Source organism: Pseudaestuariivita rosea (assembly GCF_017592335.1).
Classification (GTDB): domain Bacteria; phylum Pseudomonadota; class Alphaproteobacteria; order Rhodobacterales; family Rhodobacteraceae; genus Parasulfitobacter; species Parasulfitobacter rosea.
This window is the reverse complement of sequence record NZ_JACNMP010000016.1, coordinates 57,151-82,469: the sequence shown is the minus strand read 5'-3', so window position 1 is coordinate 82,469 and position 25,319 is coordinate 57,151. Positions and strand designations below refer to the sequence as shown.

General features: G+C 56.4%; 26 protein-coding genes and 1 pseudogene. 6 read left to right on the top strand and 21 right to left on the bottom strand.

Features of this window, described 5'->3' with window-relative positions; all coding sequences use genetic code 11:
• A pseudogene (locus H7848_RS12280) lies at nt 1-160 on the top strand (IS5/IS1182 family transposase); the annotation flags it as partial.
• Between the two features lie 192 nt (nt 161-352).
• Here H7848_RS12280 and H7848_RS12275 read toward each other — a convergent pair.
• The 8 genes from H7848_RS12275 to H7848_RS12240 all read right to left on the bottom strand — a co-directional run bounded on the left by H7848_RS12275 (nt 353) and on the right by H7848_RS12240 (nt 7,742).
• The gene (locus H7848_RS12275) at nt 353-1,093 is read right to left on the bottom strand and encodes an ABC transporter ATP-binding protein (protein ID WP_208351919.1); all 741 of its coding nucleotides are present in this window, start codon (nt 1,091-1,093) and stop codon (nt 353-355) included.
• Nucleotides 1,090-1,947, bottom strand: a complete 858-nt coding sequence (locus H7848_RS12270) for an ABC transporter ATP-binding protein (protein ID WP_208351916.1) — start codon at nt 1,945-1,947, stop codon at nt 1,090-1,092. The genes H7848_RS12275 and H7848_RS12270 overlap by 4 nt, the downstream gene beginning before the upstream one ends.
• Nucleotides 1,947-2,858, bottom strand: coding sequence for a nickel transporter permease (nikC, locus tag H7848_RS12265; RefSeq protein WP_208351913.1), 912 nt, complete (start codon nt 2,856-2,858; stop codon nt 1,947-1,949). The genes H7848_RS12270 and nikC overlap by 1 nt, the downstream gene beginning before the upstream one ends.
• Nucleotides 2,858-3,931, bottom strand: coding sequence for an ABC transporter permease (locus H7848_RS12260; protein WP_208351911.1), 1,074 nt, complete (start codon nt 3,929-3,931; stop codon nt 2,858-2,860). The genes nikC and H7848_RS12260 overlap by 1 nt, the downstream gene beginning before the upstream one ends.
• Entirely contained in the window at nt 3,932-5,527 is a 1,596-nt protein-coding gene (locus tag H7848_RS12255) for an ABC transporter substrate-binding protein (RefSeq protein ID WP_208351909.1), read from the bottom strand.
• Between the two features lie 52 nt (nt 5,528-5,579).
• A complete protein-coding gene (locus tag H7848_RS12250; protein WP_208351907.1) occupies nt 5,580-6,635 on the bottom strand; it encodes a dipeptidase in 1,056 nt (351 codons plus the stop codon).
• Nucleotides 6,636-6,791: 156 nt separating this feature from the next.
• Nucleotides 6,792-7,307 carry a hypothetical protein gene (locus H7848_RS12245; RefSeq protein ID WP_208351905.1) on the bottom strand — a complete coding sequence of 172 codons (516 nt, stop codon included), beginning with the start codon at nt 7,305-7,307 and terminating at the stop codon, nt 6,792-6,794.
• Nucleotides 7,308-7,466: 159 nt separating this feature from the next.
• Complete coding sequence (locus H7848_RS12240; RefSeq protein ID WP_208351902.1) at nt 7,467-7,742, bottom strand: hypothetical protein; 276 nt, start codon at nt 7,740-7,742, stop codon at nt 7,467-7,469.
• A gap of 304 nt (nt 7,743-8,046) precedes the next feature.
• Between H7848_RS12240 and H7848_RS12235 the strand changes: the two genes are divergently transcribed.
• On the top strand, nt 8,047-8,502 hold the full coding sequence (locus H7848_RS12235; protein ID WP_208351901.1) for a pentapeptide repeat-containing protein: 456 nt from the start codon (nt 8,047-8,049) through the stop codon (nt 8,500-8,502).
• 32 nt (nt 8,503-8,534) lie between these two features.
• Here H7848_RS12235 and H7848_RS12230 read toward each other — a convergent pair whose 3' ends face one another.
• From H7848_RS12230 to ade, 5 genes are all read right to left on the bottom strand, one after another.
• Nucleotides 8,535-9,185, bottom strand: coding sequence for an alpha/beta hydrolase (locus H7848_RS12230; protein WP_208351900.1), 651 nt, complete (start codon nt 9,183-9,185; stop codon nt 8,535-8,537).
• Nucleotides 9,186-9,203: 18 nt separating this feature from the next.
• Complete coding sequence (locus H7848_RS12225; protein ID WP_208351899.1) at nt 9,204-10,121, bottom strand: ring-cleaving dioxygenase; 918 nt, start codon at nt 10,119-10,121, stop codon at nt 9,204-9,206.
• Nucleotides 10,122-10,325: 204 nt separating this feature from the next.
• The gene (locus H7848_RS12220) at nt 10,326-10,613 is read right to left on the bottom strand and encodes an HU family DNA-binding protein (RefSeq protein ID WP_208351898.1); all 288 of its coding nucleotides are present in this window, start codon (nt 10,611-10,613) and stop codon (nt 10,326-10,328) included.
• 148 nt (nt 10,614-10,761) lie between these two features.
• Nucleotides 10,762-12,246, bottom strand: a complete 1,485-nt coding sequence (locus tag H7848_RS12215; protein ID WP_174139834.1) for an AMP nucleosidase — start codon at nt 12,244-12,246, stop codon at nt 10,762-10,764.
• Nucleotides 12,243-14,051 (bottom strand): adenine deaminase, encoded by a 1,809-nt coding sequence (gene ade, locus H7848_RS12210; RefSeq protein WP_208351896.1) that lies wholly within the window; start codon nt 14,049-14,051, stop codon nt 12,243-12,245. The genes H7848_RS12215 and ade overlap by 4 nt, the downstream gene beginning before the upstream one ends.
• Nucleotides 14,052-14,575: 524 nt before the next feature.
• Here ade and H7848_RS12205 point away from each other — a divergent pair.
• Entirely contained in the window at nt 14,576-15,481 is a 906-nt protein-coding gene (locus H7848_RS12205) for an SDR family oxidoreductase (RefSeq protein WP_208351931.1), read from the top strand.
• Here the strand turns inward: H7848_RS12205 and H7848_RS12200 are convergent.
• From H7848_RS12200 to H7848_RS12180, 5 genes are all read right to left on the bottom strand, one after another.
• A complete protein-coding gene (locus H7848_RS12200) occupies nt 15,405-16,073 on the bottom strand; it encodes an androgen-induced gene 1 family protein (RefSeq protein ID WP_208351894.1) in 669 nt (222 codons plus the stop codon). The two genes, H7848_RS12205 and H7848_RS12200, sit on opposite strands and share 77 nt — an antisense overlap.
• 61 nt (nt 16,074-16,134) lie before the next feature.
• On the bottom strand, nt 16,135-18,063 hold the full coding sequence (gene dxs / locus H7848_RS12195) for a 1-deoxy-D-xylulose-5-phosphate synthase (RefSeq protein WP_208351892.1): 1,929 nt from the start codon (nt 18,061-18,063) through the stop codon (nt 16,135-16,137).
• A gap of 22 nt (nt 18,064-18,085) precedes the next feature.
• Complete coding sequence (locus H7848_RS12190) at nt 18,086-19,000, bottom strand: polyprenyl synthetase family protein (protein WP_237072722.1); 915 nt, start codon at nt 18,998-19,000, stop codon at nt 18,086-18,088.
• Nucleotides 18,993-19,232, bottom strand: a complete 240-nt coding sequence (locus tag H7848_RS12185; RefSeq protein WP_208351891.1) for an exodeoxyribonuclease VII small subunit — start codon at nt 19,230-19,232, stop codon at nt 18,993-18,995. Before H7848_RS12185 ends, H7848_RS12190 begins: the two co-directional genes overlap by 8 nt.
• Nucleotides 19,229-20,155: a histone deacetylase family protein gene (locus H7848_RS12180; RefSeq protein ID WP_208351890.1), complete on the bottom strand. Its 927-nt coding sequence runs from the start codon at nt 20,153-20,155 to the stop codon at nt 19,229-19,231. The genes H7848_RS12185 and H7848_RS12180 overlap by 4 nt, the downstream gene beginning before the upstream one ends.
• A gap of 113 nt (nt 20,156-20,268) precedes the next feature.
• Here H7848_RS12180 and H7848_RS12175 point away from each other — a divergent pair, with 113 nt between their 5' ends.
• A complete protein-coding gene (locus H7848_RS12175; RefSeq protein WP_208351889.1) occupies nt 20,269-20,760 on the top strand; it encodes a hypothetical protein in 492 nt (163 codons plus the stop codon).
• Here H7848_RS12175 and H7848_RS12170 read toward each other — a convergent pair whose 3' ends face one another.
• The gene (locus tag H7848_RS12170) at nt 20,761-21,690 is read right to left on the bottom strand and encodes a helix-turn-helix domain-containing protein (protein ID WP_208351888.1); all 930 of its coding nucleotides are present in this window, start codon (nt 21,688-21,690) and stop codon (nt 20,761-20,763) included. It abuts the gene before it with no gap.
• A 204-nt stretch (nt 21,691-21,894) separates the two neighbouring features.
• Here H7848_RS12170 and H7848_RS12165 point away from each other — a divergent pair, with 204 nt between their 5' ends.
• On the top strand, nt 21,895-22,911 hold the full coding sequence (locus H7848_RS12165; RefSeq protein WP_208351886.1) for an alpha/beta hydrolase family protein: 1,017 nt from the start codon (nt 21,895-21,897) through the stop codon (nt 22,909-22,911).
• 130 nt (nt 22,912-23,041) lie between these two features.
• On the opposite strand, the gene H7848_RS12160 is transcribed toward H7848_RS12165, so the two are convergent.
• Both H7848_RS12160 and H7848_RS12155 read right to left on the bottom strand, forming a co-directional pair.
• Nucleotides 23,042-23,743, bottom strand: a complete 702-nt coding sequence (locus H7848_RS12160; RefSeq protein ID WP_208351884.1) for a response regulator — start codon at nt 23,741-23,743, stop codon at nt 23,042-23,044.
• Entirely contained in the window at nt 23,740-24,246 is a 507-nt protein-coding gene (locus H7848_RS12155; RefSeq protein ID WP_208351882.1) for a MarR family winged helix-turn-helix transcriptional regulator, read from the bottom strand. The genes H7848_RS12160 and H7848_RS12155 overlap by 4 nt, the downstream gene beginning before the upstream one ends.
• A gap of 156 nt (nt 24,247-24,402) precedes the next feature.
• Between H7848_RS12155 and H7848_RS12150 the strand changes: the two genes are divergently transcribed.
• Nucleotides 24,403-25,269 carry a branched-chain amino acid aminotransferase gene (locus H7848_RS12150; RefSeq protein WP_208351880.1) on the top strand — a complete coding sequence of 289 codons (867 nt, stop codon included), beginning with the start codon at nt 24,403-24,405 and terminating at the stop codon, nt 25,267-25,269.
• Nucleotides 25,270-25,319 lie beyond the last annotated feature (50 nt).

The following is a 25,319-nucleotide window of genomic DNA, read 5'->3' as shown; positions in this document are numbered from 1 at the left end:
GATGCTCTTTGCTCACCTCAAACGCATTCTGGGACTGGGACGGCTGCGATTACGAGGACCGTGTGGCGCAAATGACGAATTCCTGCTCGCCGCCACCGCCCAAAACCTCCGTAAATTAGCCAAGATCTTTCCCGCACCGCAGCAAACGTGCGAAGCCTGATAGAAAAGGCGCTCGCGCTCTGTTCAGAACCACACTTTCTGCATCAGCAACACGTTGTTTTTCCACAGAAGCGCCGCACACAAGACATTCGCTGCGCTTGCGAATAAATGGCTAACTTGGTTGTACAACAGGCATTCAGTACTGAAGTAGCATCCATTCTACAATATGCCTTACAAAAGGGATCAAGGTTCGCTAAAGCGACGCCTCCAGCAAGTCTTTGGAATAGGGGTGGGATGCTTGCTTTGCGCGCAGGGCGTCGACGGCCAGAACCTCAACGATTTCACCATCTTTCATAACGGCAAGCCGGTCGCACATATGCCCGACCACAGATAAGTCATGCGACACCATCAGGTAAGTCAGTCTGCGACTTGCCCGCAGATCAACCAGCAGGTTCAGGATTTCAGCTTGTACTGATACATCCAGCGCCGATGTCGGCTCATCCAGCAAAAGCAGATGCGGCTCTGGCGCTAAAGCACGCGCAATGGCCACACGCTGACGTTGCCCGCCTGATAATTGATGGGGATAGCGGAACCTAAACTTTTGCCCCAGCCCCACGTCATCAAGCAATTTCACAACGCGAGCATCAATGTCACGGAATCTATGCAAATACAACGTCTCGCCCAGCACCTGATCGACCGAATGGCGCGGGTGGAGCGACGCATAGGGATCCTGAAACACCATTTGCACGGTCTTGAAGAATGTTCTTTTGCGTTGGTGGTCCAGGGGGTGCCCATCCACAGCCATATGACCTGACCAAAGAGGCGCGAGCCCGGTGATGGCCCGCAATATCGTGGATTTTCCCGACCCGCTTTCACCCACTAGACCAAAGCTTTCCCCTTGTCCTACAGTGAAACTGGCCCCCTTTACCGCATCGACCCGGTCCCTGTGTTTCCCAAACCAGACATTCAGATTGTCGATCTCCAACATGTTCACAACCGCGCACTCACACTTGGGGCGACCGACCATTCCGGATCACGTTGCAACACCGCAAGCCGGTCGCGCGGCACGTCCAACCGCGGCAACGAATTGAGTAAACCGCGGGTATATGGATGTTGCGCCTTATGCAATTTATCTGCATCGCAAACTTCAACAATGCGCCCGGCATACATGATCAGGACCCGGTCACAGAAATCAGACACAAGGTTCAGGTCGTGGCTGATAAAGATCAGACCCATCCCACGTTCCTTGACCAACGTGTCCATGATATCCAGAACCTGACGCTGGACAGAGACATCCAAGGCACTTGTGGGTTCATCGGCGATCAAAATTTCGGGGTTCGGGATCAGCATCATCGCGATCATGATCCGCTGGCCCATCCCCCCTGACATTTCGTGCGGATAGGCTCGCATCACGCGTTCGGTATCGCGGATCGATACTGCCTCCAGCATCTCTAGCGATTTTTTGTAGGCCTGCGCCTTGGTGGTGCTGTTATGCAGACGATATGCCTCGATGATCTGGTCGCCGATAGTCATCACGGGGTTGAGCGAGAATTTGGGATCCTGCATCACCATGCTGATCTTCTGGCCACGCACAGCGCGCATATTCTTTTCCGACAGCTTCATCAGATCGACACCGTCCAGACTGATCTGATCAGCCTCGACAATCCCCGGCGGACGAATTAGCCGCAAAATGGCGCGGCCTGTCATCGACTTGCCGGACCCGCTTTCACCGACGATGCCCAATCGTTCCCGGCCCAACGAGAATGACACGCCGCGCACCGCATCGAACACGCCGTTGCGGGACGGAAATCTGACCCACAGATTTTCAACGTCCAACAGCGTACCCATTATTCACCTGCCTTGGGATCAAGAACATCGCGCAACCCATCGCCCAGCAGGTTAAAGGCCAGCGACACAGTAAAAATCGCCAGTCCGGGCATTGTTGCGACCCACCAGTGATCAAGGATGAAACGCCGCCCTTCAGAAATCATCGCGCCCCATTCCGGACTGGGGGGTTGCGCCCCCAGCCCAAGGAACCCAAGACCCGCAGCCGCAAGAATAATCCCAGCCATATCCAAGGTCACACGTACAATCAGGGACGATATGCAAAGTGGCCAGATATGTTTGGTGATGATCCGCAGCGGGCCTGCTCCTTGAAGCTTGATTGCGCTGATATAGTCGGATGACCGGATCGTCAGCGTCTCGGCCCGCGCGATACGTGCATAAGGCGGCCACGCGGTCAGCGAAATCGCAAGAACCGCATTTTCGATGCCCGCACCAAGCGCCGCCACGAATGCCAAGGCAAGAACCAATCGCGGGAATGCCAGAAAGATATCGGTGATCCGCATCAAAACGGTGTCCGTCCAACCGCCGACATATCCCGCCACCGTCCCAACCAGCAACCCGGCCACAGGTGCGATCAATGCCACCAGCGCGACGATATAAAGTGTGATGCGGGCCCCATAGATCAGTCGGGACAGGATATCGCGGCCCAGACTGTCGGTGCCCAGCACATGGTCCTCTGTTCCTAGTGGTGCTAGCCGGTTGCCTAGGCTTTGCACAAAGGGATCATGCGGCGCGATCAAGGGTGCTGCGAAGGCGACAAGCACAAGCAGGATCAATATCCACAACCCGATCATCGCCATCGTGTTGGATCGGAACGACAACCAGCCCTGATAAAGTGCGGATAGCTTGGCGTGCCTGCGCGAACTTGGTGTATCCGTCAGCAACCATTGGCGAAGTGTCTGTGTCTCGGACATTACTTCGCCCTCGGATCAAAGACCTTGTACAGCAGGTCTGAAAAGATATTCAGCAGGATAAAGACAAGGCCAACAACCACCGTGCCGCCCAGAACGGCATTCATATCTGCGCTCAAAAGCGCGGTCGTGATGTAGCTGCCGATGCCGGGCCAGGAAAAGATGATTTCTGTCAGGACGGAACCCTCCAACAGGGTCGCATAGCTTAGCGCGATCACGGTGATCAGTTGAACGCGGATATTATTGAACGCATGTCTCCAGACCACATTCCATTCCGACATGCCTTTGACCCGCGCGGTGGTGATGTATTCCGCACTGAGCTGTTCGAGCATAAAAGACCGCGTCATCCGGCTGATATAGGCCAGCGAGAAATAGCCGAGCAGCGATGCTGGCAGGATGATATGTGAAAAGGCATTTTTGAAGACATCCCAGTTTCCATCCAGCGCCGCATCAATCAGGATCAGACCAGTGACGCTGGGCACCACATCAACATAGAAAATGCCGACACGTCCGGGGCCTCCGACCCAGCCTAGGATGCCATAAAAGATCAGCAAACCCATCAGGCCAAGCCAGAAGATCGGCATCGAATATCCGACAAGCGCGACAACGCGGGCAACCTGATCAATCCAGGATCCCTTGCGCACAGCTGCAAGGACACCCAATGGCACCCCAAGTGTGACGCCAATGATGATGCCCAGCGTTGCCAGCTCGAGCGTCGCCGGAAAGACGCGCGCGATGTCTTCAGAGACAGGACGGGCGTTCAAAAGCGATGTGCCAAAATCAAGATGAATCACGTCCCAAAGGTAATAAAGAAATTGCACGATGAGCGGCTTATCAAGGCCAAGCTGCTCATAAACAGCGTCATAGGTTGACTGCGACGCACGTTCACCGACGATGGCAAGCACCGGGTCAATCGGCATCACCCGACCGATGATAAAAGTGATAAAAAGCAGCCCCACCAATGTCACCGCAATAGACCCCAAGGTCTTCAATGTCGTTGCGACCGCAGGCCAAGCCCGCTCGGAAAAAGGCGCCCGTGACGGGCGCCTCTTGTTGTTATCCTCGGCGAGGGCCATTTACTTGGTTACCTGCCAATAGGCCGCGTGCGTGATCGCCTGGCCCGTGGACCAGTCGGTGACGTTGTCGCGCAGGCCCGATTGCTCGATCTGCTGGAACATCACGACAAACGGCGATGTTTCACGGAACTCTTCCTGAATATCCAGATACATCTGCACCCGGGTATCGCGATCCCCCTCGGTCACGGCAGCCGCAACCTTTTCAGTCAAACCGCCGGTGTCCCAGCTATTGCGCCATGCCAACAGGCCGGTCGCATTCGCTTCGTCGGAGTTGTCCGGGTTATAGGCAAAAGTACCGGCATTCGTCTGGGGGTCAGGATAGTCCGGTCCCCATGCCCCAAGATACACATCCAACTCGCGTGCGCGGTAGCGTTCAAGAATTTGCTTGGCCGTGCCAACGGTGATGTTGACGGTAATCCCGACTTGTGCTGCGGAATTCTGGAACGATTGCGCAATCTCGATCCGTTCCTGCGCTTCGCGCACGCCAAGCTCGATCTCAAGGTTTTCAACGCCTGCTGCCGTCAGCAATTCGCGCGCCTTTTCAACATCATAGGTGAACGGGTTTTCTTCTGACGCACCAAGATAGGTTGCAGGCAGGAAATTTTGATGGATCGTATACTGCCCATTAAGGAAGCTGTTTTGCATCCCCTCATAGTCGACCAGGTACTTGAACGCCTGACGCACTTCGGGTTTTGACAGCTCTGGGTGCTTTTGGTTCAACGCCAGATACATCAGGCGGCCTTTCAGCTCATCAGAGATGACGACACCATCGGCACTGGACGCACCGGCCACGTCTTCGGGGTTCAGGTTGCGGGCAATATCAATATCGCCACGCTCCAGCAACAACCGTTGCGAGGCGCTTTCAATCACGTGACGCACAATGACGCGTTCCATTGCCGGGACACCGCCATAATAGTCCGGGTTGGACGACAAGGTGACACTTTCATTCGGGCGCCAGCTGTCCAGCTTGTAGGGGCCAGACCCGGCAGAGTTGGTCTTGAGCCAAGTATTGCCCATATCGCCATCAACTTCATTGGCCATGACAGTTTCCTTGTCCACAATGCCACCGATGGTAGCCGTCAGGCAGTTTAACACAAATGACGTGGCATACCGCTTATCCGTTGTGATGATCAGCTGGTTGCCTTCAGCCCGGATTGTCTCCATCGCGTTTTCAGGTGTGAAGCCAAATTGTGCGAGGATGAACGCTGGTGTCTTGTTCAGAATGACGGCGCGTTGCAATGAAAACGCGGCATCTTCCGCCCGCACCGGATTTCCAGAATGAAACGTCACACCCTCGCGCATGGTGAATGTGATGGTCTTGCCGTCCTCGGACACCTCCCAGCTTGTCGCCAGATCGGGCTGATATCCAGCAGCCAAATCCATTGGATCCAGGTTAACCAGGCGGCTATACACATTGCGGCTGATATCAGATCCCGCAAATTCAAAACTTTCCGCCGGGTCGATGCTGGTCACATCATCAATCCGATGCGCGATCACCAGCATGTTTGCCGGTGTTTCGGCAAGCGCCGCAAAGGATGTCACGCTGACCGCAAGGCCGATCGCGGCCCCCGTCAGTAGTCTGTTAAAAGCATTCATATTATGAACCTCTCCTGTTTTGTTTCAATACAGCTGCGCCAAGCCTTGCGGGTTATGTCCCCCAGGTTTTTTCAAGCACACGCAACCAGTTCCCGTGGCAAAGTTTGGTCATCAACGCATCGTTGTAGCCATGTTTTGCCATCGCGAGCCTTAACGCAGGCAGCGATGCACAAGAAGTAAGCACTTCAGGCACGATCGCTCCGTCATAGTCAGATCCGAACCCCACCCTATCTTCGCCCAGATGTGTGATCAGGTGATCAAGATGGCGCAGCATCTGTTCCAGCGGGACATCCGCCAGCATACGTCCATCATCGCGCAAGAAAGCGACCGCAAAGTTCAACCCCACCATCCCATCACTGTCGCGTATCGCAGCCAGTTGTCGGTCGGTCAGGTTGCGGCTGTGCGGGCAAATCGCATGCGCGCTCGAATGTGTTGCGACAAGCGGTTTTGTTGAATGCCGCGCCACGTCCCAGAACCCTGCCTCATTAAGGTGAGACAAATCAACCATAATCCCCAGCTCGTCGCATCTGCGAACAAGCCGCAAACCGTGATCGGTCAGCCCGTTGCCTGTGTCCGGGCTGCTAGGATAGCGAAAGGGAACCCCATGTCCGAAAATCGTTGGCCTGCTCCAGACCGGGCCAATCGACCGCAGGCCCGCCTGATACAAAACCTCAAGCGTATGCAATTCCGGGTCAATCGCTTCGGCCCCTTCGATATGAAAGATCGCGGCCATTTGGCCAGCCTGCAATGTTGCTTGAATATCCCGCATGCTGCGGCAGACCTTCAGCGCCCCACGGCTTTCCAGATCAAACAGGATGGCAGCTTGTGCCATGATGACCGGAAATGCATCCTCCCAATCGATCGGGTCAGGCAGCGGAAGATCATAGGCGGGTTTCGCCATTTCTTCCATCTTGAAATCGATATCGACGGGCGATGGGACATAGGCCGCAAAAAAGCCGCCACCAAAACCGCCATTACGGGCTGACGGCACATCAATCGCACCTTCACGGCCAGACAGAAATGTTTCAGCCACTTTCTGGCCGCCTGCGCGATACAGTTTCGACAATACGTCGTTATGCCCATCAAAGATGGTTGGTGATACTGCCATACCCGCCCCCAATCCGTTCGTAGTACATCCCAATAATCACCTTATGCCAATTATTTTCATCGACCAGTCAAAATGGCATGATATTAAATCATAGATTAATGAGCATTACGCAGAGGCATCCATGGTCACTAAGACATGGCATGGTTTGCCGGAATATCAGGCGCTACGGGCCCTGTTATAGGTGGTGATCAGTGCCGTGGTAAAGGCCTCTGCGGTTGGGGCATTCAGCGGCGATGGAGCATAAAACCGAGTGATCGCCATCACACCCGCATTGGCATCCCCGGGCACATGATAAAACCCCAGATTGTCTTGGCTGTAATCGCGGAACTCACTCTCGGCATAGGGCACGGTGATCTGACGATAGCGCCCGTCGAGTTGTCGGGCACCCTGAACCACACGGCGTGAGGATTTGGCAATACTGATGCTTGCACCCTCGGGCACGAACCGGTCCAGATCCCCCAAGGGCGTGCCCAGGGTCACCCCGCGAATAGCTGGGTCTGGAAAGATGCGGGCCCCATGGGGTGGACCGTTGACCTGGATCAGCTGCCCCTTTGTGCCTTGCCATTGATCCAGCAGTTCCAAGGCAAGACCCGCCTCTGTTCTCTGCAGCACCATCTGATCATTGCGACAATTGCCATTGCGGTCCTTGATAACGAAGGCTGGGAACTGCACCGCCTCTGACATCTCAGGATCGCGCGTCCCCGAGGGACCAATCGTTCAGTCTGATCTTGAACTTGGGATCGCGGAGTTATGCGAACAGAACCGCATACTTCGGGGCAGTTCAGATATTTCGGCGACTACAATGGGGAAATTTTGAAATCAGATAAACGATTAGCTTTCATCTGGTTCATTCTTGTAAAGGTAAAACCCACCGCCACCGAGAGCAAAAAGTACCACTGAAAGAAACAGTAGAAGATTGGCAAGACCAACATCTGAGCTACGTCTACCGATGGTGATTCCATCAAGAGGAGCGAATAGATACCCTGCGATACATGCCGTACCCATTATCACAAAAAGAATAGCTACACGCATGGTCGCATCTTTTCGACTTACATTTTTACCTTTCATTGTTGCGACAATGATTGGGTCGAGTGCTTTTCTGATCATCTGAGTGTCCTTTTCACTAAATCATATCTTCGATCTAACGTGAGCTAGTAGTGTATGGATTGCTGTGGCGCATGACCCAAATGGGCTAATTAATGGTCGAAGATTTATAGGTTAAAAAATGGTCCGTTTTGTTATGAAACGGGTGTTTCTGATTTTTGGGCAATCTGAAATAGGCGGTGGCCGGTGGTCAGGCCGCCATGACCTGATGCTTACTGCAATCTAATGCGAGGGGGGCGTGCAGATATATTCAAAGATCCCCCCTTGATTGGTGCCTTTTTTCAACCACTTAAGGGGTAAGGCAAAAATGCCTGATCTTATGCTGGACCATTCAATGTATCACTTCCGCTTAATCGCTGCACTGCTTGTCATGACCCAAAGCGCGACTGCCGACCCCACCGCCCAGATGCGCCCCTTGGGCAACTGTGCCGGGTGCGTTATCAGCAGCGAAGACTTCTCGGAATATCGTCTTATGGGGCTGGACCTGACGGATGCTGACATCAGCGACGTCAGTTTCTCGCAAGCGTTTATGTCTATCGCAGTTCTGAACGGCGCGCGGCTTGAGGGTGTCAGCTTTGAGGGCGCCGATCTGCGTGGTGCTACCTTTGTGAATGCACAGCTATCCAATGTCAGTTTTATAGGAGCCGACCTGACAGGCGCTATTTTCGAGGGTGCCGTGCTGACGAACAGCGACCTGACATTGGCCCGCCTTTGTAAGACCCAGATGCCCAATGACGATATGGCCAACGCAGATTGCGGGTAAGACAGTGGTTTGGTCAGCTAGGCGTGTTCGGGCTATGATTTGACCCTGTTGAACTGTTTCCGGATCGCGGCCACGTCGGCCTCAAAAATCGAATGACCCGTGCCGGGGACAGTATTGGATTGCACATCTGCACCAAGTGAGCGCATCACATCGATTGTGTCCTGCACCCGTTTCAGCGGGATATGTGGATCTTGGGTATGGCAGCTGACATAGACCTGAGTGCCGGTCAGGTCGGTGTCATAATCAAACCTTTTGTCGGCAAATCCGTAAAGGGCGCTATCGGGGGTGCCCGTATCAGACATGCCGATCAGACCGCCGGACAGGCCAAAGATGCCAGCCAGCCCGTTGCCCGACCGCGCCCCGTATTCCAGCGCCAGACAGGCCCCCTGGCTAAAGCCCGCCACAGCGATCCGGTCGCGGGGCAGACCGGCAGTTTGCAGGCTGTCGATGGCCTTGTCGACCTCAGCCAGCCCCGCATGGATGTAAGGCGACATCTGATCCATCGGCGCCAGAAAACTGGTGGGCCACCAAGACTGGCCCGGCGCCTGAGGGGCGACCAAGGCGACATCCGGCAGACCAAGCGATTGACCGAATTGCAGCATTCCATCGGCCGAGGCCCCGCGTCCGTGGATCAGGACCAGACCGAAAGACGCCCGCTCAGACGCCATTCCAGCGTGTTGCATGCGTTATCCTCCTATCAATCAGACCGTCAGTTCGGGCAGGACCCGTTCGATCCGGTCGCGGATGGGTTCGTATTGATCGGGCAGTTTCAGACTTTCGCCCAGATGTTCCAGCGTTTCGTCCTTGGTAAAGCCGGGTGGGTCGGTTGCGATTTCGAACAAGACGCCGCCGGGTTCGCGGAAGTAGATCGCGTTGAAATACTGCCGGTCGATGACGGGTGTCACCTGCATACCAGCCTGCAGCAGACGTTCGCGCCACTCCAGCTGATCCTCATCCGATGTGGCGCGGAAGGCGATGTGATGGATGCTGCCGGCACCCGGCCGCCCGATCGAGGGCGCATCGGTGCGAAGCAGGTCAATCACAGCGCCACGTGCATCGCCAGGCGCGCGCAGGCGGGTGCGTTCCTGACCCTCTTTGGCCTCATGCCCGACCTCTTCGTAACCCATGACATCGGTCATCAGGCGGTGGGTGGGCGCGATATCATCCAGCCACAGCGTGGCCGAATGAAAGCCATCCAGATCAGGACCGTGATCGCCGGGCGTCTCAATCAGTTCGACCTTGGCGCCATCGGGATCGGCCACAGTGATCACACGCTGACCAAAGCGTTCGGTCGGGCCATCGAAATCAACCGCATCCAGCGCCCATCGTTCCATCCAGTCGTCAAAGGCGCCGTGTCCAAGCGAATAGGCATAGGCCGAAGCCATACCCGGCCCCGCGCGACCGGGGCCCGCATCGGCAAAGGGAAAGAAGGTCAGGATCGTACCGGGATCGGCGGTTTGGTTGCCGTAGTACAGGTGATAGGTGCCAGGGTCATCGAAGTTCACGGTTTTCTTGACCAGCCGCTGGCCCATCACCTTGGTGAAAAAGTCGACATTGCCTTGGGGCGGACCGCTGATGGCGGTGACGTGGTGCAGACCGGGAATTGCTTTATCCGTCATGGGTCTTCTCCTTATATTTCGGTTGTGCCTGATATTGTTCAGGATGAACCCAAAGATAAGGTCTATTCCCGCGCAGAATTTGTGCGCAGATGCGCGATGGCTCTAAATGGCTGTGTTATTGTATATAAACCATGGACGTCGTGCTCAAAACAAAAGGGCCGCGAAACGCGACCCTTTCGAAAACTTGGGCTATTGCCCGGACAATCAGCTATTCACGCTGTCTTTCAGCGCCTTGGCGATTGTCATTTTGACGACTTTGTCAGCATCTTTCTTGATCTGCTCACCCGTTGCAGGGTTGCGCACCATACGCTCTGGGCGTTCGCGGCAATAAATTTTGCCAACACCTGGAAGGGTAACTGCACCGCCGGCTGATACTTCTTTGGTGATCAGGCCGGTGATCGCCTCAAGGGCTGCACCTGCGGTTTTTTTGTCTGCTTCCATTTCCTCGGCCAGCGCGGCAACAAGCTGGGTTTTTGTCATTGGTTTTGCCATTTGTCAGGTCTCCTTACTCCGCCCTCGTTTCTTGTGGGCCCCATTGCGCGCATTTAAAGGAATATCGCAAAGCGGCACAATGTGTAGTAGGTACCCGACAGTTAAAAATCCTTATATTGTGCGGCATTTTTGACGCGATTTTTGTGGATTAAAGGAATGCCGTCTCCTCAAAGCTGCGTAATTTCCTTGAATGCAGCCGTTCCAGCGGCATTTCGCGCAGATGTTCCATCGCCCGGATGCCGATCATCAGGTGGCGCGCGACCTGAGTCTTATAGAAGTCCGAGGCCATCCCGGGCAGTTTCAGCTCTCCGTGCAGGGGTTTGTCAGAGACGCACAGCAACGTGCCGTAAGGTACACGGAACCGAAAGCCGTTGGCCGCGATGGTTGCGCTTTCCATGTCCAGCGCGATAGCGCGGGATTGGGACAGGCGCTGCACGGGTCCGGATTGGTCGCGCAGTTCCCAGTTGCGGTTGTCGATCGTGGCGACTGTGCCGGTGCGCATCAGACGTTTCAGGTCAAAGCCCTCAAGCTCGGTCACCTGTTCGACCGCCGTTTCCAGCGCGATCTGGATTTCGGCCAGCGCCGGAATCGGCACCCAGACGGGCAGATCGTCATCCAGCACGTGATCTTCGCGCAGGTAAGCGTGGGCCAGAACGAAATCCCCCAGGGACTGGCTGTTGCGCAGGCCCGCACAGTGGCCGACCATCAGCCAGGCATGGGGGCGCAGAACGGCGATATGGTCGGTTGCGGTTTTCGCGTTCGATGGCCCGACGCCGATATTAACCAGAGTAATCCCCGCCTGACCAGCGCGCTTCAGGTGATAGGTCGGCATCTGCGGCATCTTGGCGGGCGGTGACATGGCGGTGACGCCATCGGTAATCTCATCGTTACCGGGACCCACGAAGCTGGTGTAGCCGCTGTTCGGATCGGACAGCATCTGGCGGGCGTAGGCCTCGAACTCTTCCACATAGAACTGATAGTTGGTGAACAGCACATGGTTCTGAAAATGTTCGGCGGCGGTGGCGGTATAATGCGCAAGGCGGGCCAGCGAATAATCCACCCGCTGCGCGGTAAAAGGCGCCAAGGGGCCTGAGCCGTCTTCGTGCGTGAAGCCATAGCCGTTTACAATATCGTCGTTGGTGGTCGACAGATCAGGCACGTCGAAGACATCGCGCAGGGTAAAGGCCATTGCGCCTTCCTGTGGGACCTGCACGTTGGCGTCATTGGCCACGGCGAAATGCACGGGGATCGGTGTGAGCGAGGCGCCGATTTCAACGCCCACTTTATGATTGTCCAGGATCAGTCCGATTTGCTGGGTCAGGTAATGGCGGAACAGATCAGGGCGTGTCACGGTCGTGGAATAGACGCCGGGGGCGGCGACATGGCCAAAGCTAAGGCGGCTGTCGACCTGGGCGAAGCTGGTCGTTGTGATGCGGATTTCGGGATAAAACGCCCGATAGCGCGACGCCGGTTTGCTGCCGCCCACGCTTTCGGTGAAGCGATCACACAGGAAGCGGGTCGATATCTGATAAAGCTCGATCAGGCGGTCGGCGGCTTTGTTGGCATCGTGAAAGATTTCCGGCCCCGGACAGTCAGGGGTGACAACGGGCAGGTTCGGGTCGCTGACGTTCATGCGGGGGCCTTTTCAAACAGATCTGTGATTTCGAATTTGGTGACATCGACCAATCCAAGATCAGAGATGCGTAACTCTGGGATGACAACAAGTGCAAGCAGGGAATGCTGCATATAGGCGTTATTCAGCGTGCACCCGCAAGCACGCATGGCCGCCACCATCTGATCGGCCTTGGCGGCAACCTCGGTGGCGGGGGCGTCTGACATCAGACCGGCGATGGGCAATTCCACAAGCGCCAGTTCCTGACCATTCTGCCAAACGGTGATGCCGCCGCCGACTTCGCCCAGGCGGTTCGCCGCGCGGGCCATGTCATCGCGGCTGGTGCCGACAACAATCATATGGTGGCTGTCATGCGCCACGGTCGAGGCCATGGCCATGCGACCCTGATAGCCAAAGCCCGAGACAAACCCATTGGTGACCTGGCCTGTGCCGCGGTGGCGTTCCACCAGGGCGATCTGGCAGATATCGGCGGCCTCATCCAGTTCGACCAGCCCGTCTTCCACGCTGAGTTCAGCAGTCAATGCTTTGGTGGGGGCCTGATTTTCAACGACGCCGATCACTTTCGCGGTGACGGTGTTTGCGCCGTCGGGGGCAGGGATATTGAAATCATCCGCCTGCAGATCTTTGCCCAGATGAACAGTGCTGCGCGCATCATCGGGCCACGCCAGATGCGGACAATCGACAGAGATCTGGCCATGTTCGGCCACAGTTACGCCGCGCGCAATGACCTGTTCAATTGGCAGCGTTTTCAGATCAGAGGTCAGGATCAGATCGGCCCGCCTGCCGGGGGCGATGGACCCCAGATCTCGTTCCAGGCCGAAGTGGGTCGCGGTGTTGATCGTGGCCATCTGCAGCGCGACGACGGGGTCACAACCACAGTCAATTGCGTGCCGGACCACACGGTTCATATGCCCGTCATTGACCAATGTGCCCGAATGGCAGTCATCGGTGCACAGGATGAAACTGCGGGAATCCAGACCCTTTTCAGTTACAGCGGTGATCTGGCTTTCGACGTCATACCAGGCGCTGCCAAGGCGCATCATGGCGCGCATCCCCTGACGGACGCGGGCCATCGCGTCGGCCTCAGACGTGCCTTCGTGATCATCCGCCGGACCGCCGGCGGCATAGGCATGAAACGCAGGGCCAAGATCGGGGCTGGCGTAATGACCGCCCACTGTTTTGCCTGCCTCCTGAGTTGCGGCGATCTCGGCCAGCATCTTGGCATCACCGTGGATCACGCCGGGGAAATTCATCATCTCGCCCAGACCGATGATGCCGGGCCAGACCATGGCTTCGGCCACATCATCGGGGGTGATTTCATGGCCCGTCGTTTCCAGCCCCGGGGCCGAGGGCGCGCAGGACGGCATCTGGGTGAAAATGTTGATGGGTTGTAAAAGTGCTTCGTCATGCATCAGCCGTACGCCGCGCAGACCCAACACATTCGCGATCTCATGCGGGTCGGTGAACATGGTCGTCGTGCCGTGGGGAATGACCGCGCGGGCGAACTCGGCCGGGGTCAACATACCCGATTCGATATGCATATGCGCGTCACACAAACCGGGAATCATATAGCGGCCATCGGCCTCGATCATACGGGTTTCGGGGCCGATTGTGTGCGTTGCGTCTGGCCCACAGTATGCAAATCTGCCCTTGACTATGGCAATATCGCTATTCGGCAACAATTCGCGCGTATGCACATTTACCCATATTCCATTGCGGATAACGGTATCTGCGGGGGCCCGTCCGGCGGCCACAGCGATCAGATCGGGGGCTACTTCGGCCCAGGACTTGATTTTAACTGACATAACCCACGTTGACACGCAAACCGGGGCTGTTCAAGCTGATCCGGTCGATAAGACAGCTGTAATGGAGTCACAGCACACATATGGATTACGAAAAAGTCAGCCCCGCGATGTTCGGACGATCTTTGCGCGGGTTTGGGCACAATTTATTGGTCAGAAACGTCCGGGAAGAAACAGAGTTTTTGGCCGATGTTTTTGGATTGCAGGTCCACCGTGTCAGCAATGATTATGCAATAGTCTTGCATGACGGGCATGTTTTGCAGCTGCACTCGGATGCGGCCTATGGGTCGCACCCTTTGCTGGGGATTGTGCCGGAAACCACGCCGCGCGGGGCGGGGGCTGAAATTCGACTATACGGGGTCGACCCCGATAAGGCGGCCAAGCTGGCGGTCAAACATGGGGCGACCGTCTTGCAGGACCCCGAAGACAAACAGCACGGTCTGCGCGAATGTTATATCATGTGCAAGAACGGCTATGCCTGGGTGCCTTGCGTCAAGGACGCGACGGTTTTGACCGAAACCGATACCGTGCGGGAAAAAACCCTGCTGAGTTTCGGGCACGGCTATTCCGCGCAGGCCTTGACGAAGCGTCTGCAAAAGCAGGGCTGGCGTATTTTTGCAACGACGCGGTCGCCCGAAAAGGTTGAACGGTTCGAGCTTGAAGGCATTGATCCCATCCTGTGGCCGGACGGCGATTTGAAAGAGGCGTTGCGCAGTGCGTCGCATATTCTTGTGTCCGCCGCGCCTGACGGGGATGGTGATCCGATTTTGCGGAAACTGCGCAACGACATCATCGGGATTGCGCCCAAGCTGACCTGGGTTGGTTATCTGTCGACGACGGGTGTCTACGGCGATCATGACGGGGACTGGGTGGATGAAAAAACGCCGCTGACGCCCACGACGGAACGCGGCAGAATGCGCATGAAGGCGGAAACCGACTGGCAGTCGATCCCCGATCTGCCGCTGCATATTTTCCGTCTGGCTGGCATCTATGGCCCCGGACGCGGGCCGTTTCAAAAAGTCATGTCGGGCAACGCGCGGCGGATTATCAAGGGCAAACAGGTGTTCAGCCGTATTCACGTCGATGATATTGCGCAGGTGCTTGAGGCCTCGATCAATCAGCCAAATCCGGGGGCTGTTTACAACGTATGCGATAATGAGGCCGCACCACCGCAGGATGTGATCGCCTATGCCGCCGAATTGCTGGGGCTGCCCATTCCGCCGGTCGTGGCCTTTGACGAGGCCGAGCTTTCGCCCATGGCGCGCAGTTTTTACGCCGAAAACAAGCGGGTGCGAAATGACCGGATCAAGGATGAACTGGGCATCAAACTGAAGTATCCCGACTACCGGGCCGGGCTTAAGGCACTGTTCGAGGCTGGCGTGGCAAAAGGCGGTTTAGTATCGCGGCCAAAATCACCACAATCGTCAGCATGATCAGAGCGATGGCAAAATTGCTGGCGTAGAAGCTGATGCGGTCGGGCGCTGTCATGTCGTTCAGAAACGGATAAGGCAGACCGCTGGTCACATTGCCCGCAGGCAGTGTGTTAAAGCGCTGAACGATCAGTTCGATCCAGGCGATGTAAATGCTGACGAATACCGCAATTCCCGCAGCGGCGCGGATCGGGCGGCGATTGCCCCGGTGGATGAACAGGGCGTCGATCCATTGCAGCATCGGGCCAAGCAGATGCAGATAGTATTCCCGCCACCAGACGGGTTCATCGTTGTTCACCAGCGCCGGATCGATGAAATAAAGCCGCCAGTACAGGAACACCACCATGCCGTTCAGAACGGCGGTGATGGTGACCATCGCATCCCACCGCATATCCGACCGATCTTCCATAATCGCGATCATGCGCGAGGCGCAGAAAAACGACGCCAGCAGCGCCCAGATCGTCATGAACCGAAACGGCCCGCCAAGCTGCGCATAGCTGCTGAAGAACATCATATAAAGCGAATACCCCGCGGCCAGCAGGAAGACGAGCCAGCGGTAATAAAGGACGGGTTTTGAGCGTCTGATATCGTTCATTGGTTTTGCATATGCGATCCGGGCCGCGACGCAAAACCAAATCTTGGTGACGCTACGCCAGTCAAGCCCGCTTGCTGTCCAGTTGCGCGACGCCCAGGGTGTCCAGCACCTTGGCCTCGATATCTTCGGCGTTCAGTTTGGCGACGGCGTACATGTCCCGCGGGCTGGCCTGATCGATGAAGATGTCTGGCAGCACCATGGACCGGTATTTCAGGCCGGTATCAAACACCTGCTCTTCGGCCAGCAGCTGCGCAACGTGGCTGCCGAAGCCGCCGATGGCGCCTTCCTCGATCGTGATCAGCGCCTCATGATCCGCGGCCAGTTGCAGGATCAGATCGCGGTCCAGCGGCTTGGTGAAACGGGCGTCTGCGATGGTGGGGGTGATCCCCTTGGCGGCCAGATTTTCGGCGGCTTTCTGGACCTCTTGCAAGCGGGCACCAAAAGACAGCAGGGCCACGCGGCTGCCGTCCTGAATGATGCGGCCTTTGCCTATTTCCAGTGGTTGCGGGTCCTCGGGGATCTCGACCCCGGTGCCTTCGCCGCGGGGAAAGCGGAAGGCGATCGGGCCGTCGTCATGGGCCACGGCGGTGGCGACCATACGGGTCAATTCGGCCTCATCCGCGGCGGCCATGACCACAAAACCCGGCAGATTGGCCAGATAGGCCACATCAAAAGCGCCCGCGTGCGTTGCGCCATCAGCGCCCACTAGCCCCGCGCGGTCGATGGCAAAGCGCACAGGCAATCGTTGGATCGCCACATCATGCACCACCTGATCATACCCGCGCTGCAGGAAGGTCGAATAGATCGCCGCAAATGGCTTCATGCCGCCCGCCGCCAGACCGGCCGAGAATGTCACACCGTGCTGTTCGGCGATACCCACATCAAAGCAACGGCTCGGATAGCGTTCGGCGAACAGTTTCAGGCCTGTGCCGTCTGGCATGGCCGCGGTCACGGCGCAGACCTTGTCGTCTTTTTCGGCCTGTTTGATGAGCGCCTCGGCGAACACCTTTGTATAGCTGGGCGCGTTTGAGGCCGCCTTTTTCTGTTCGCCCGTAACCACGTCGAATTTGCTGACACCGTGGCCCTTGTCACGCGCGGCCTCGGCCGGGGCATAACCTTTGCCCTTTTTCGTGATGGCGTGGATCAGGATTGGCCCGGTCGCGCGATCCTTGACCGTGCGCAAGACGGCCAGAAGCTGTTCCATGTCGTGCCCGTCGATGGGGCCAAGATAGGAAAAGCCCAGTTCCTCAAACAAGGTCCCGCCCACGGTCATATGTTTCAGCATATCCTTGGCCCGCCGCGCCCCTTCCTGCAGGGGTTCGGGCAACAGGCTGACCGCACCCTTTGCGGCGGCCTTCAGTTCCTGAAACGGGGCGCCCGCGTAAAGACGACTAAGATAGCTGGACATGGCGCCGACGGGGGGCGCGATGCTCATCTCATTATCGTTCAGGATCACGATCAACCGCTTTTTCAGGTGGCCTGCGTTGTTCATCGCCTCGTATGCCATGCCCGCGCTCATCGCGCCGTCGCCGATCACTGCAATGCAATCGCCAATCCCGTGTTCGGGCGCACCGCCCAGATCGCGGGCCACGGCAAAGCCAAGCGCGGCCGAGATTGAGGTCGAACTATGCGCGGCACCGAACGGGTCATAGGGGCTTTCCGACCGTTTCGTGAACCCGCTCAGCCCGTCCTTTTGGCGCAGCGTGCGGATGCGGTCGCGGCGCCCTGTCAGGATCTTGTGGGGGTAACACTGATGGCTGACATCCCAGATGATCCGGTCTTTTGGGGCATCGAAGACAGCGTGCAGGGCCACCGTCAGTTCGACCACACCCAGACCCGCACCCAGATGACCACCGGTGACCGACACCGCGCTGATCGTTTCAGACCGAACCTCATTTGCCAGTTGCCGCAACTCAGCATCGCTAAAGCCCTTCATATCGGCAGGGCTGTGCACTTTGTCCAACAGCGGAGTATTCGGTTTGTGTCCCATAATATAGCCTTCCAATGGCGCGTTATTTGTCGCGCGAGATAACAAAGCGAGCGGCCTCTTTCAACGGAGCGGCGTTGTCGCCGTAAGGGTCAAGCGCTGCTTCGGCCTGTTCTACCAGTTCCAGCGCGCGGGCCTTGGCGCCTTGCAGCCCCAAAAGCGAAACGAATGTGGCCTTTCCGGCACTTGCGTCTTTTTGCAAACGTTTTCCGGCGGTTGCCGCATCGCCCTCAACATCCAAGATGTCGTCGGCGATCTGAAAGGCAAGGCCAAGCGCCTGCGCATACTGCCGCAGTGGCGTGGGGTCATCACCCGCAAGGATCGGTCCGGCCTGTGCGGCCCAAGAAATCAGCGCGCCGGTCTTTTTCGCCTGCAGGTCGGTGATCTGGTCCAGCGTCAACGGCGCGCTTGCGGTTTCCGCGGCGATATCGGCGGCTTGCCCGCCGACCATACCCGCAATTCCGGCGGCTTTGGCCAGGCTGACAACCAGTTCCATCTTGATATCAGCTGATTGTGTCAAATGCCCAAGATGCTCAAAGGCCAGAGATTGTAGGGCATCCCCTGCCAGAACGGCTGTAGCTTCATCCCATTTTTTGTGAACTGTCGGTTTGCCGCGGCGTAGATCATCACCGTCCATACAGGGAAGATCATCATGGATCAGGCTATAGGCATGGACGCATTCGATCGCCCTGGCGGCGGGAAGCACCTTGGTGTAGTGAATGTTGTGCAGTCGCCCGCTTTCGTAAACCAGATAAGCGCGCAGACATTTTCCACCCGAAAGCGCATAGCGCATTGCATCTGCAATAGGGCCATTTTGATCTTTGAGTAAACTTGCGGCCCAATCGGGTACGAAAATGGATGTAAAGAATGCGCCCTCATCAAAAGGCATCGGGTCCAACCCAACCGGGTCAAAGGGTGAACCATCTATCATCTCACCCATCAAGCGGTGCCGTCCCTGCTGGTTTGCCATTTTCGTCCAGAGTGATCTTGGCCACCTTCTCCTCAGCCGCCTTCAGCTTGGCCTCACAATGCTTTTTCAACTCAGCCCCGCGTTCATACAGCGTGATGGATTGTTCCAGCGGTACGTCGCCGCCTTCCAACTGACCCACCACACGTTCCAGCTCGGCCATGGCGTCTTCAAAGCTCATCTCGCTGACCTGTTTTTCACTCATGCGCCTCGCTCCTTCAAAACCTGTACATGGGCAGCCACGCTGGCGGCCAATGCGTCCAAATCATAGCCGCCTTCTAAAGTCGAGACCACTCGGCCCCCGCAATGCTTGTCCGCCAGATCACAAAGCTGCCGCGTCACCCAATCGAAATCATCCTCAACCAGGGTCAGCCCCGCCAATGGATCAGCCTTATGTGCATCAAATCCAGCCGAAATCAGCAGAAGTTCAGGGGAAAACCTGTCAACGGCAGGCAAAACCTGATCCTGCATCACCTTGCGAAAGGCGGCGGAACCGGCACCATCGGGCAGTGCTGCGTTCAGCACGTTATCATGGGCGCCGGTTTCATGGGGGTACCCCGTGCCGGGATAAAGCGGCATCTGGTGGGTCGAGGCGAATAGGACCCGCGCGTCCTCTTCCAGCAGATCCTGCGTGCCGTTGCCGTGGTGGACGTCAAAATCCACAATCGCCACGCGCGACAGGCCGTGGTGATCCAGCGCATATTTGGCGGCAATGGCAATGCTGCCCAACAGGCAAAAGCCCATGGGCGTTTCCTTTTCGGCGTGATGACCGGGGGGGCGCACGGCGCAAAAGGCATTGGCGACCTGACCCCCCATGACCAGATCAACCGCCTTGACACAGGCCCCTGCCGCCCGAAACGCCGCATCCAGCGACCCAGGCGACATATGCGTGTCAGCATCCAGCGAGATCAATCCGGTCGTGGGCGCGGCATCACGCAAGGCGTTCAGATGGGCCACCGGATGCACCCGCAAGATATCATCGTCTGCTACCAGTGGGGCCTTTTCCCGTTGCAGATCAAAGCCTTCCAAGGCGTTCAAGACATACTCAAGCCGCGCCACCTGTTCGGGATGACCGGGCGGAGTGATATGTTCCAGGCAGTCGGGATGTGTGATAAGGGCTGTTGTCATATACTGATACAAGTCGAAACCATTCATCAGCACAAGGAAAGATTAAGATGTCATACCGCATCCTTATTCCAATGATTATTGGATTGAGCGTATGGCAAGCACAGGCGCAAGATATGCTGCTTATGGTTCAATCGGATTTGAACCAGGACGGCATAGTTGAAGACATTACACTTCTTTATGATGAAAACTCGGATAGTGCCGATCTGAAAATCCAATCGGCTGGCCAGCCTGATATAATAGCGCGGAATATTGCCTGGGTCGGCCAGTTCATGGAGCAAAAGCCATTTCTGGAACGACTTGAAGACGGGTCGATTTTGGTTGTGTCCCTGAACGAAGCAATCCACCGCATTCGTTGGAGTATCTCACTGGAACTTGGGTATGACGACGGCAGGTATGTGGTCACGCGGTACGTATATACGTATCGTGACACGCTTGATCTTGACAACAATGGCAGTTGTCAGTTGGACCTGATCAGTGGGCAGGGTATACGTTGGACGAATGATGTACCCAAAGACATTCAGACTACTATGCGGGCTATACCGGTCATGAAATGGGGGACGTCTGGGCAGATCACATCAGATATAAAAAATGTATGTGGTATCTGATCATGGGGGTCTGTTTTCAGAAATCCAGACACTGGGTGCGCAGCCCATCACGCGCAAAAATTCGCGATTGAAGTTGGACTTGGTATTGAAGCCACTGTTCAGCATTGCAAGCGTAACAGGCTCATCCGCTTTCAAACGGTCGCAGGCATATCGGATTCGAAATTCATTCACATAGCGCGACACATTCTGCCCCGTGGCCCGATTGATCGCGGCAGATACTTGTTTCGCAGGCACCCGCAACCGTTTGGACAGCCGCACCAACGTCAGGTCGGGGTCCAGAAAAAGCTGTTCGGATGTCATCAGGTGCTTTAGTCGCGCCATCACATCGCTGTCGCGTTGCACATCTTGCGGGCTTATGTCGGGCGCCGACTCGGGTGCATCAGTGGTCAGGCTTTGCGACAGGCTAAGCATGCCAATAATCCCCAAAGACAATGATGAAAACACACTGATGATCCACGGGCGCAACCATCCTGCGTCCATCATCTGTGTCATGGCGATCAATCCATCGCTGAAGGCTGACAGGATCAATGCCAGCGCAATGCCAGCCCAGATCCGCCGGGGCAGATCGCCTGTTTCAAGCCGCATCATCGGCAGCCCATCCGACCCTGCGCCCAAGGCCATCAGGATCGCCAGCCCGTAGATCAGGAAAACCCCCGGCACAACGATATCCAGCGCAACCGGTGCAAATACAACGCAAAAAACGGTGAAACCCACAGGCAAAAGATGCAGCGCATCGTGGGCCGGATCAAAAGCCCGCACTGCCGTCGCCCGAAAGGTTACCCAGGCCAGCGGTGGTATGATCACAGCGGTCACAGGCGCGATCCAGCGGAACGTCTCAACCCCGTAATGCTGGACCAGAGAAATCACCAAACCCTGCCAGGCACTTGCCGCCAGCAGGCTTAGAAACAGCCAGGATTTGCGGCGTGCCATCAGGGCCCTTAGGAATAAGAACGCCAGTAACAGCGACATGATCAAGGGTATTGGTAGGGCAATCATTTGCAAAAATCTCGTATTTGGCCCGTTCAATGGACCCAAAACCGGTTTTGATCGACCTAAAACCGGTTTCAGGACGCAGATATTCGCCAAACCTCGCAGATGGAAAGCAGATTTCAACGCAGAAAAAAGGAACGCGTTATGAGGAAACTGCTTTTAACCGTGGCTGTCACTTTGGCTGGGACTGCCGCGCAGGCACAGGATTTTGCAGGCTATGATCAACTGACCATAGATGCAGAACACCGCACGCGACCCATTGCTGGATCAATCTGGTATCCTGTTGGAACGCCGACCTATCGCGGTCTGATTGGCGACAATGCTGTTTTCCAAGGCACCTCGGCTTATGTCGGCGCAGCGGTCAAAGAGGGGTCTTACCCCTTAGTCCTGCTCTCGCACGGGTCAGGCGGCAACATGGATGGTCTTGGCTGGCTTTCCTCGGAACTGGCCAATCGCGGGATCATGGTGCTGGCCGTCAATCATCCGGGCAGTACATCGGGCGACTCCTCTCCTCGTCGGTCCATTCTTTTGGATGATCGCGCCGCTGATATCAGCGAAGCTCTTGATCACATTCTGGCCGACCCGACGTTTGGCCCAAAGATTGATCAAAGCCGGATCGTCAGTGTCGGGTTTTCACTGGGCGGAACGACCGTTCTGACCCTTGCTGGCGCCCGCCTTGAACGGGACCTTTATCGCGATTACTGCGCCCGCTTACCTGATGCCGAAGACTGTGTGTTTTTCAAAAAAGGCGGTGTCGATTTCGACAATCTGCCGGAAAGCTGGACCAATGATATGTCCGACCCGCGCCTGACAGCAGCCATAGCGGTCGATCCAGGCATGACATACGCCATCGCACCACAGACCGCCGCCACTATGACACTGCCGATCATGGTGCTAAGCCTTGGTGGTCCGGGTCTGTTGTGGAAGGCCACCGATGTTGGTCCAACAGGCAGCAACCTGATGGCAAACCTGCCTAATGGCACCCGTCAGACTGTAACGCAGGCCAATCACTTCAGCTTTCTAGGGCTGTGTAAACCCGAGGGCGCGGCAATTCTGGTCGAAGAAAAGGACGACCCCGTTTGCAATGATCCGGCGGGCTCTGATCGAAGCAATGCCCACAAACAGGCTATAGAAAAAATTACCGGATTTATACTGAACTAGAAAATTGCAGCTGGTTATGCACTATCACAGTTCATTGTTCCGAAAATACTCAAACCCAAGGGGCCGTTCAGGCCCCGAGATAAAAAACGTGACGCGCGTCAGCGCGTCTCATTTGGATCAGTCAGGCAGATCAGTCTGGGGCCAGCATGTATCCGGCGCCGCGGACGGTTTGCAGGTAGCGAGGTTGTTTGGGGTCGCTTTCGATCTTGCGGCGCAGCCGGGTGATCTGAACATCGACGGCGCGTTCCTGGGCCTGGCCCTTGTCGCGGCCCAGATCCTCGACCAGTTTGGCGCGGCTGACGGGTTCGCCGGGGCAGGCGGAAAAGATGCGCATCAGTTGCACCTCGGTCGCGGTCAGGCGCACCAGGTCTTCGCCTTGCCACATCTCGCCGCGTTCGATGTCATACCGGATCTGACCCAGATGCAGGACCTTTGGCCGCTCATCGGTTTTTTCGCTTTCCGGAACGCGCCGCAGGATCGCGTTGATGCGCAGCAACAGCTCTTTGGGTTCAAAGGGTTTCGTCAGATAGTCATCCGCCCCGGCCTCTAACCCCTTGATCCGGTCTTCGGTTTCGCCCTTTGCCGTCAGCAGTAAAATCGGCGTCGACAGGGTTTCGCGCAGCGATGCGGTCAGCGTGACACCATCTTCGCCCGGCATCATCACGTCCAGCACGATCAGATCAAATTCCAAGCCGCTCAGCACCCGTCGCGCGTGGGCGGCATCGCGGGCGGCGCTGACCAAAAAACCGTTGCGCATCAGATACTTCTGCAAAAGCCCGCGAATGCGTTCGTCGTCGTCGACAATCAAAAGATGGGCATCATCCAGACTCATGTACTTTTATCCTTCATCGCAAGAAAGTGCTTGCGCATGTCCCGGTCCATCATCGCTTCTAACACCTGACGAAACCCTTGAACAGCATCCGGTCCGGCCTGGCGGTAGGCGTCGCGCATACGACTGCGTTGCGCATCGCTGAGTTCGCGTTCAAGCGCCTCGCCCGCGTCGGTCAAATAAAGATGTCTTTCCCGTTTATCTTTCTGTCCCACCCGGCTTTCGACAAGACCATCTTCGATCAGACTGCGCAAAACACGATTAAGCGATTGCTTCGTGACCCCAAGGATATTCAGCAGATTATTGACGGTGGTCCCGGGTGAACGGTGAATGAAATGAATAGCCCGATGATGGGCGCGGCCATAGGATTTTTCCGCCAGAATACGGTCAGGATCGGCTGTGAACCCGCGATAGGCGAAAAACATCGCCTCAATCCCTTTGCGCAATTGGTCGTCGGTCAGAAAAAGAAGGCTTTCACCACTGTTTTGTCCCGAAGGATCTGTCATAATCGTACCCATCTACTTTTCTTCACTGTTTATGTCAGTGTTGTTGACATTCCAAGAATCAATTGATAGCGAATTGCAGATTTTGCGCAATATTGTGTCCGAAGTGGCCCTATTTTGCGAAATAATTGAAAACATCACTGTGGCGAGGAAGTGAAAATGTCTGGATATGATGATCGCGATGGCAAGATCTGGATGGATGGTCAGCTGATCGAATGGCGCGACGCGAATGTGCATATTCTGACGCATGCCATGCATTATGCCTCAAGCGTGTTCGAGGGCGAGCGCGCCTATGGTGGCAAGATCTTTGAATCACGCAAGCATTCCGAACGGCTGCATGCCTCGGCCAATATGATCGATTTCGAAATTCCCTGGACGGTGGATGAAATTGAGGCGGCGAAACAGCAGGTTTTGACGGCCAATGGCCTTAGCGACGCCTATGTACGCGCTGTGGCCTGGCGTGGCGCGGGTGAGGATATGGGCGTCGCCTCGACCCGCAATCCTGTCCGTCTGGCGATCGCGGCCTGGGAATGGGGCGCCTATTATGGCGACAGTAAATACAAAGGCGCCAAGCTGGACATCAGCAAATGGAAACGCCCCAGCCCCGAAACGATCCCCAGTCATGCCAAGGCGGCCGGTCTTTACATGATCTGCACCATGTCGAAACACGCGGCCGAGGCGAAGGGCTGCGCCGATGCCATGATGTTCGACTATCGCGGTTACGTGGCCGAGGCGACGGGCGCGAACATCTTCTTTGTGAAAGATGGTGAGGTTCATACGCCGGACCCCGATTGCTTTTTAAACGGGATCACCCGGCAGACCGTGATTGGCATGTTGCGGGATCGTCAGGTCAAGGTGCACGAACGCCACATCATGCCGGAAGAGCTTGAAAGCTTTGAACAATGCTGGCTGACCGGCACCGCGGCCGAGGTCACGCCGGTGGGGCAGATTGGCGATTACAATTTCGAGGTCGGTGCGCTGGCCCGGAACATCGCTGAAGGCTATGAAAAACTGGTGCGCGAATAGGGGCTTTTTGGCCCAATCACCGCTGGTCAAGTGAAAGCATCCTATGCTAT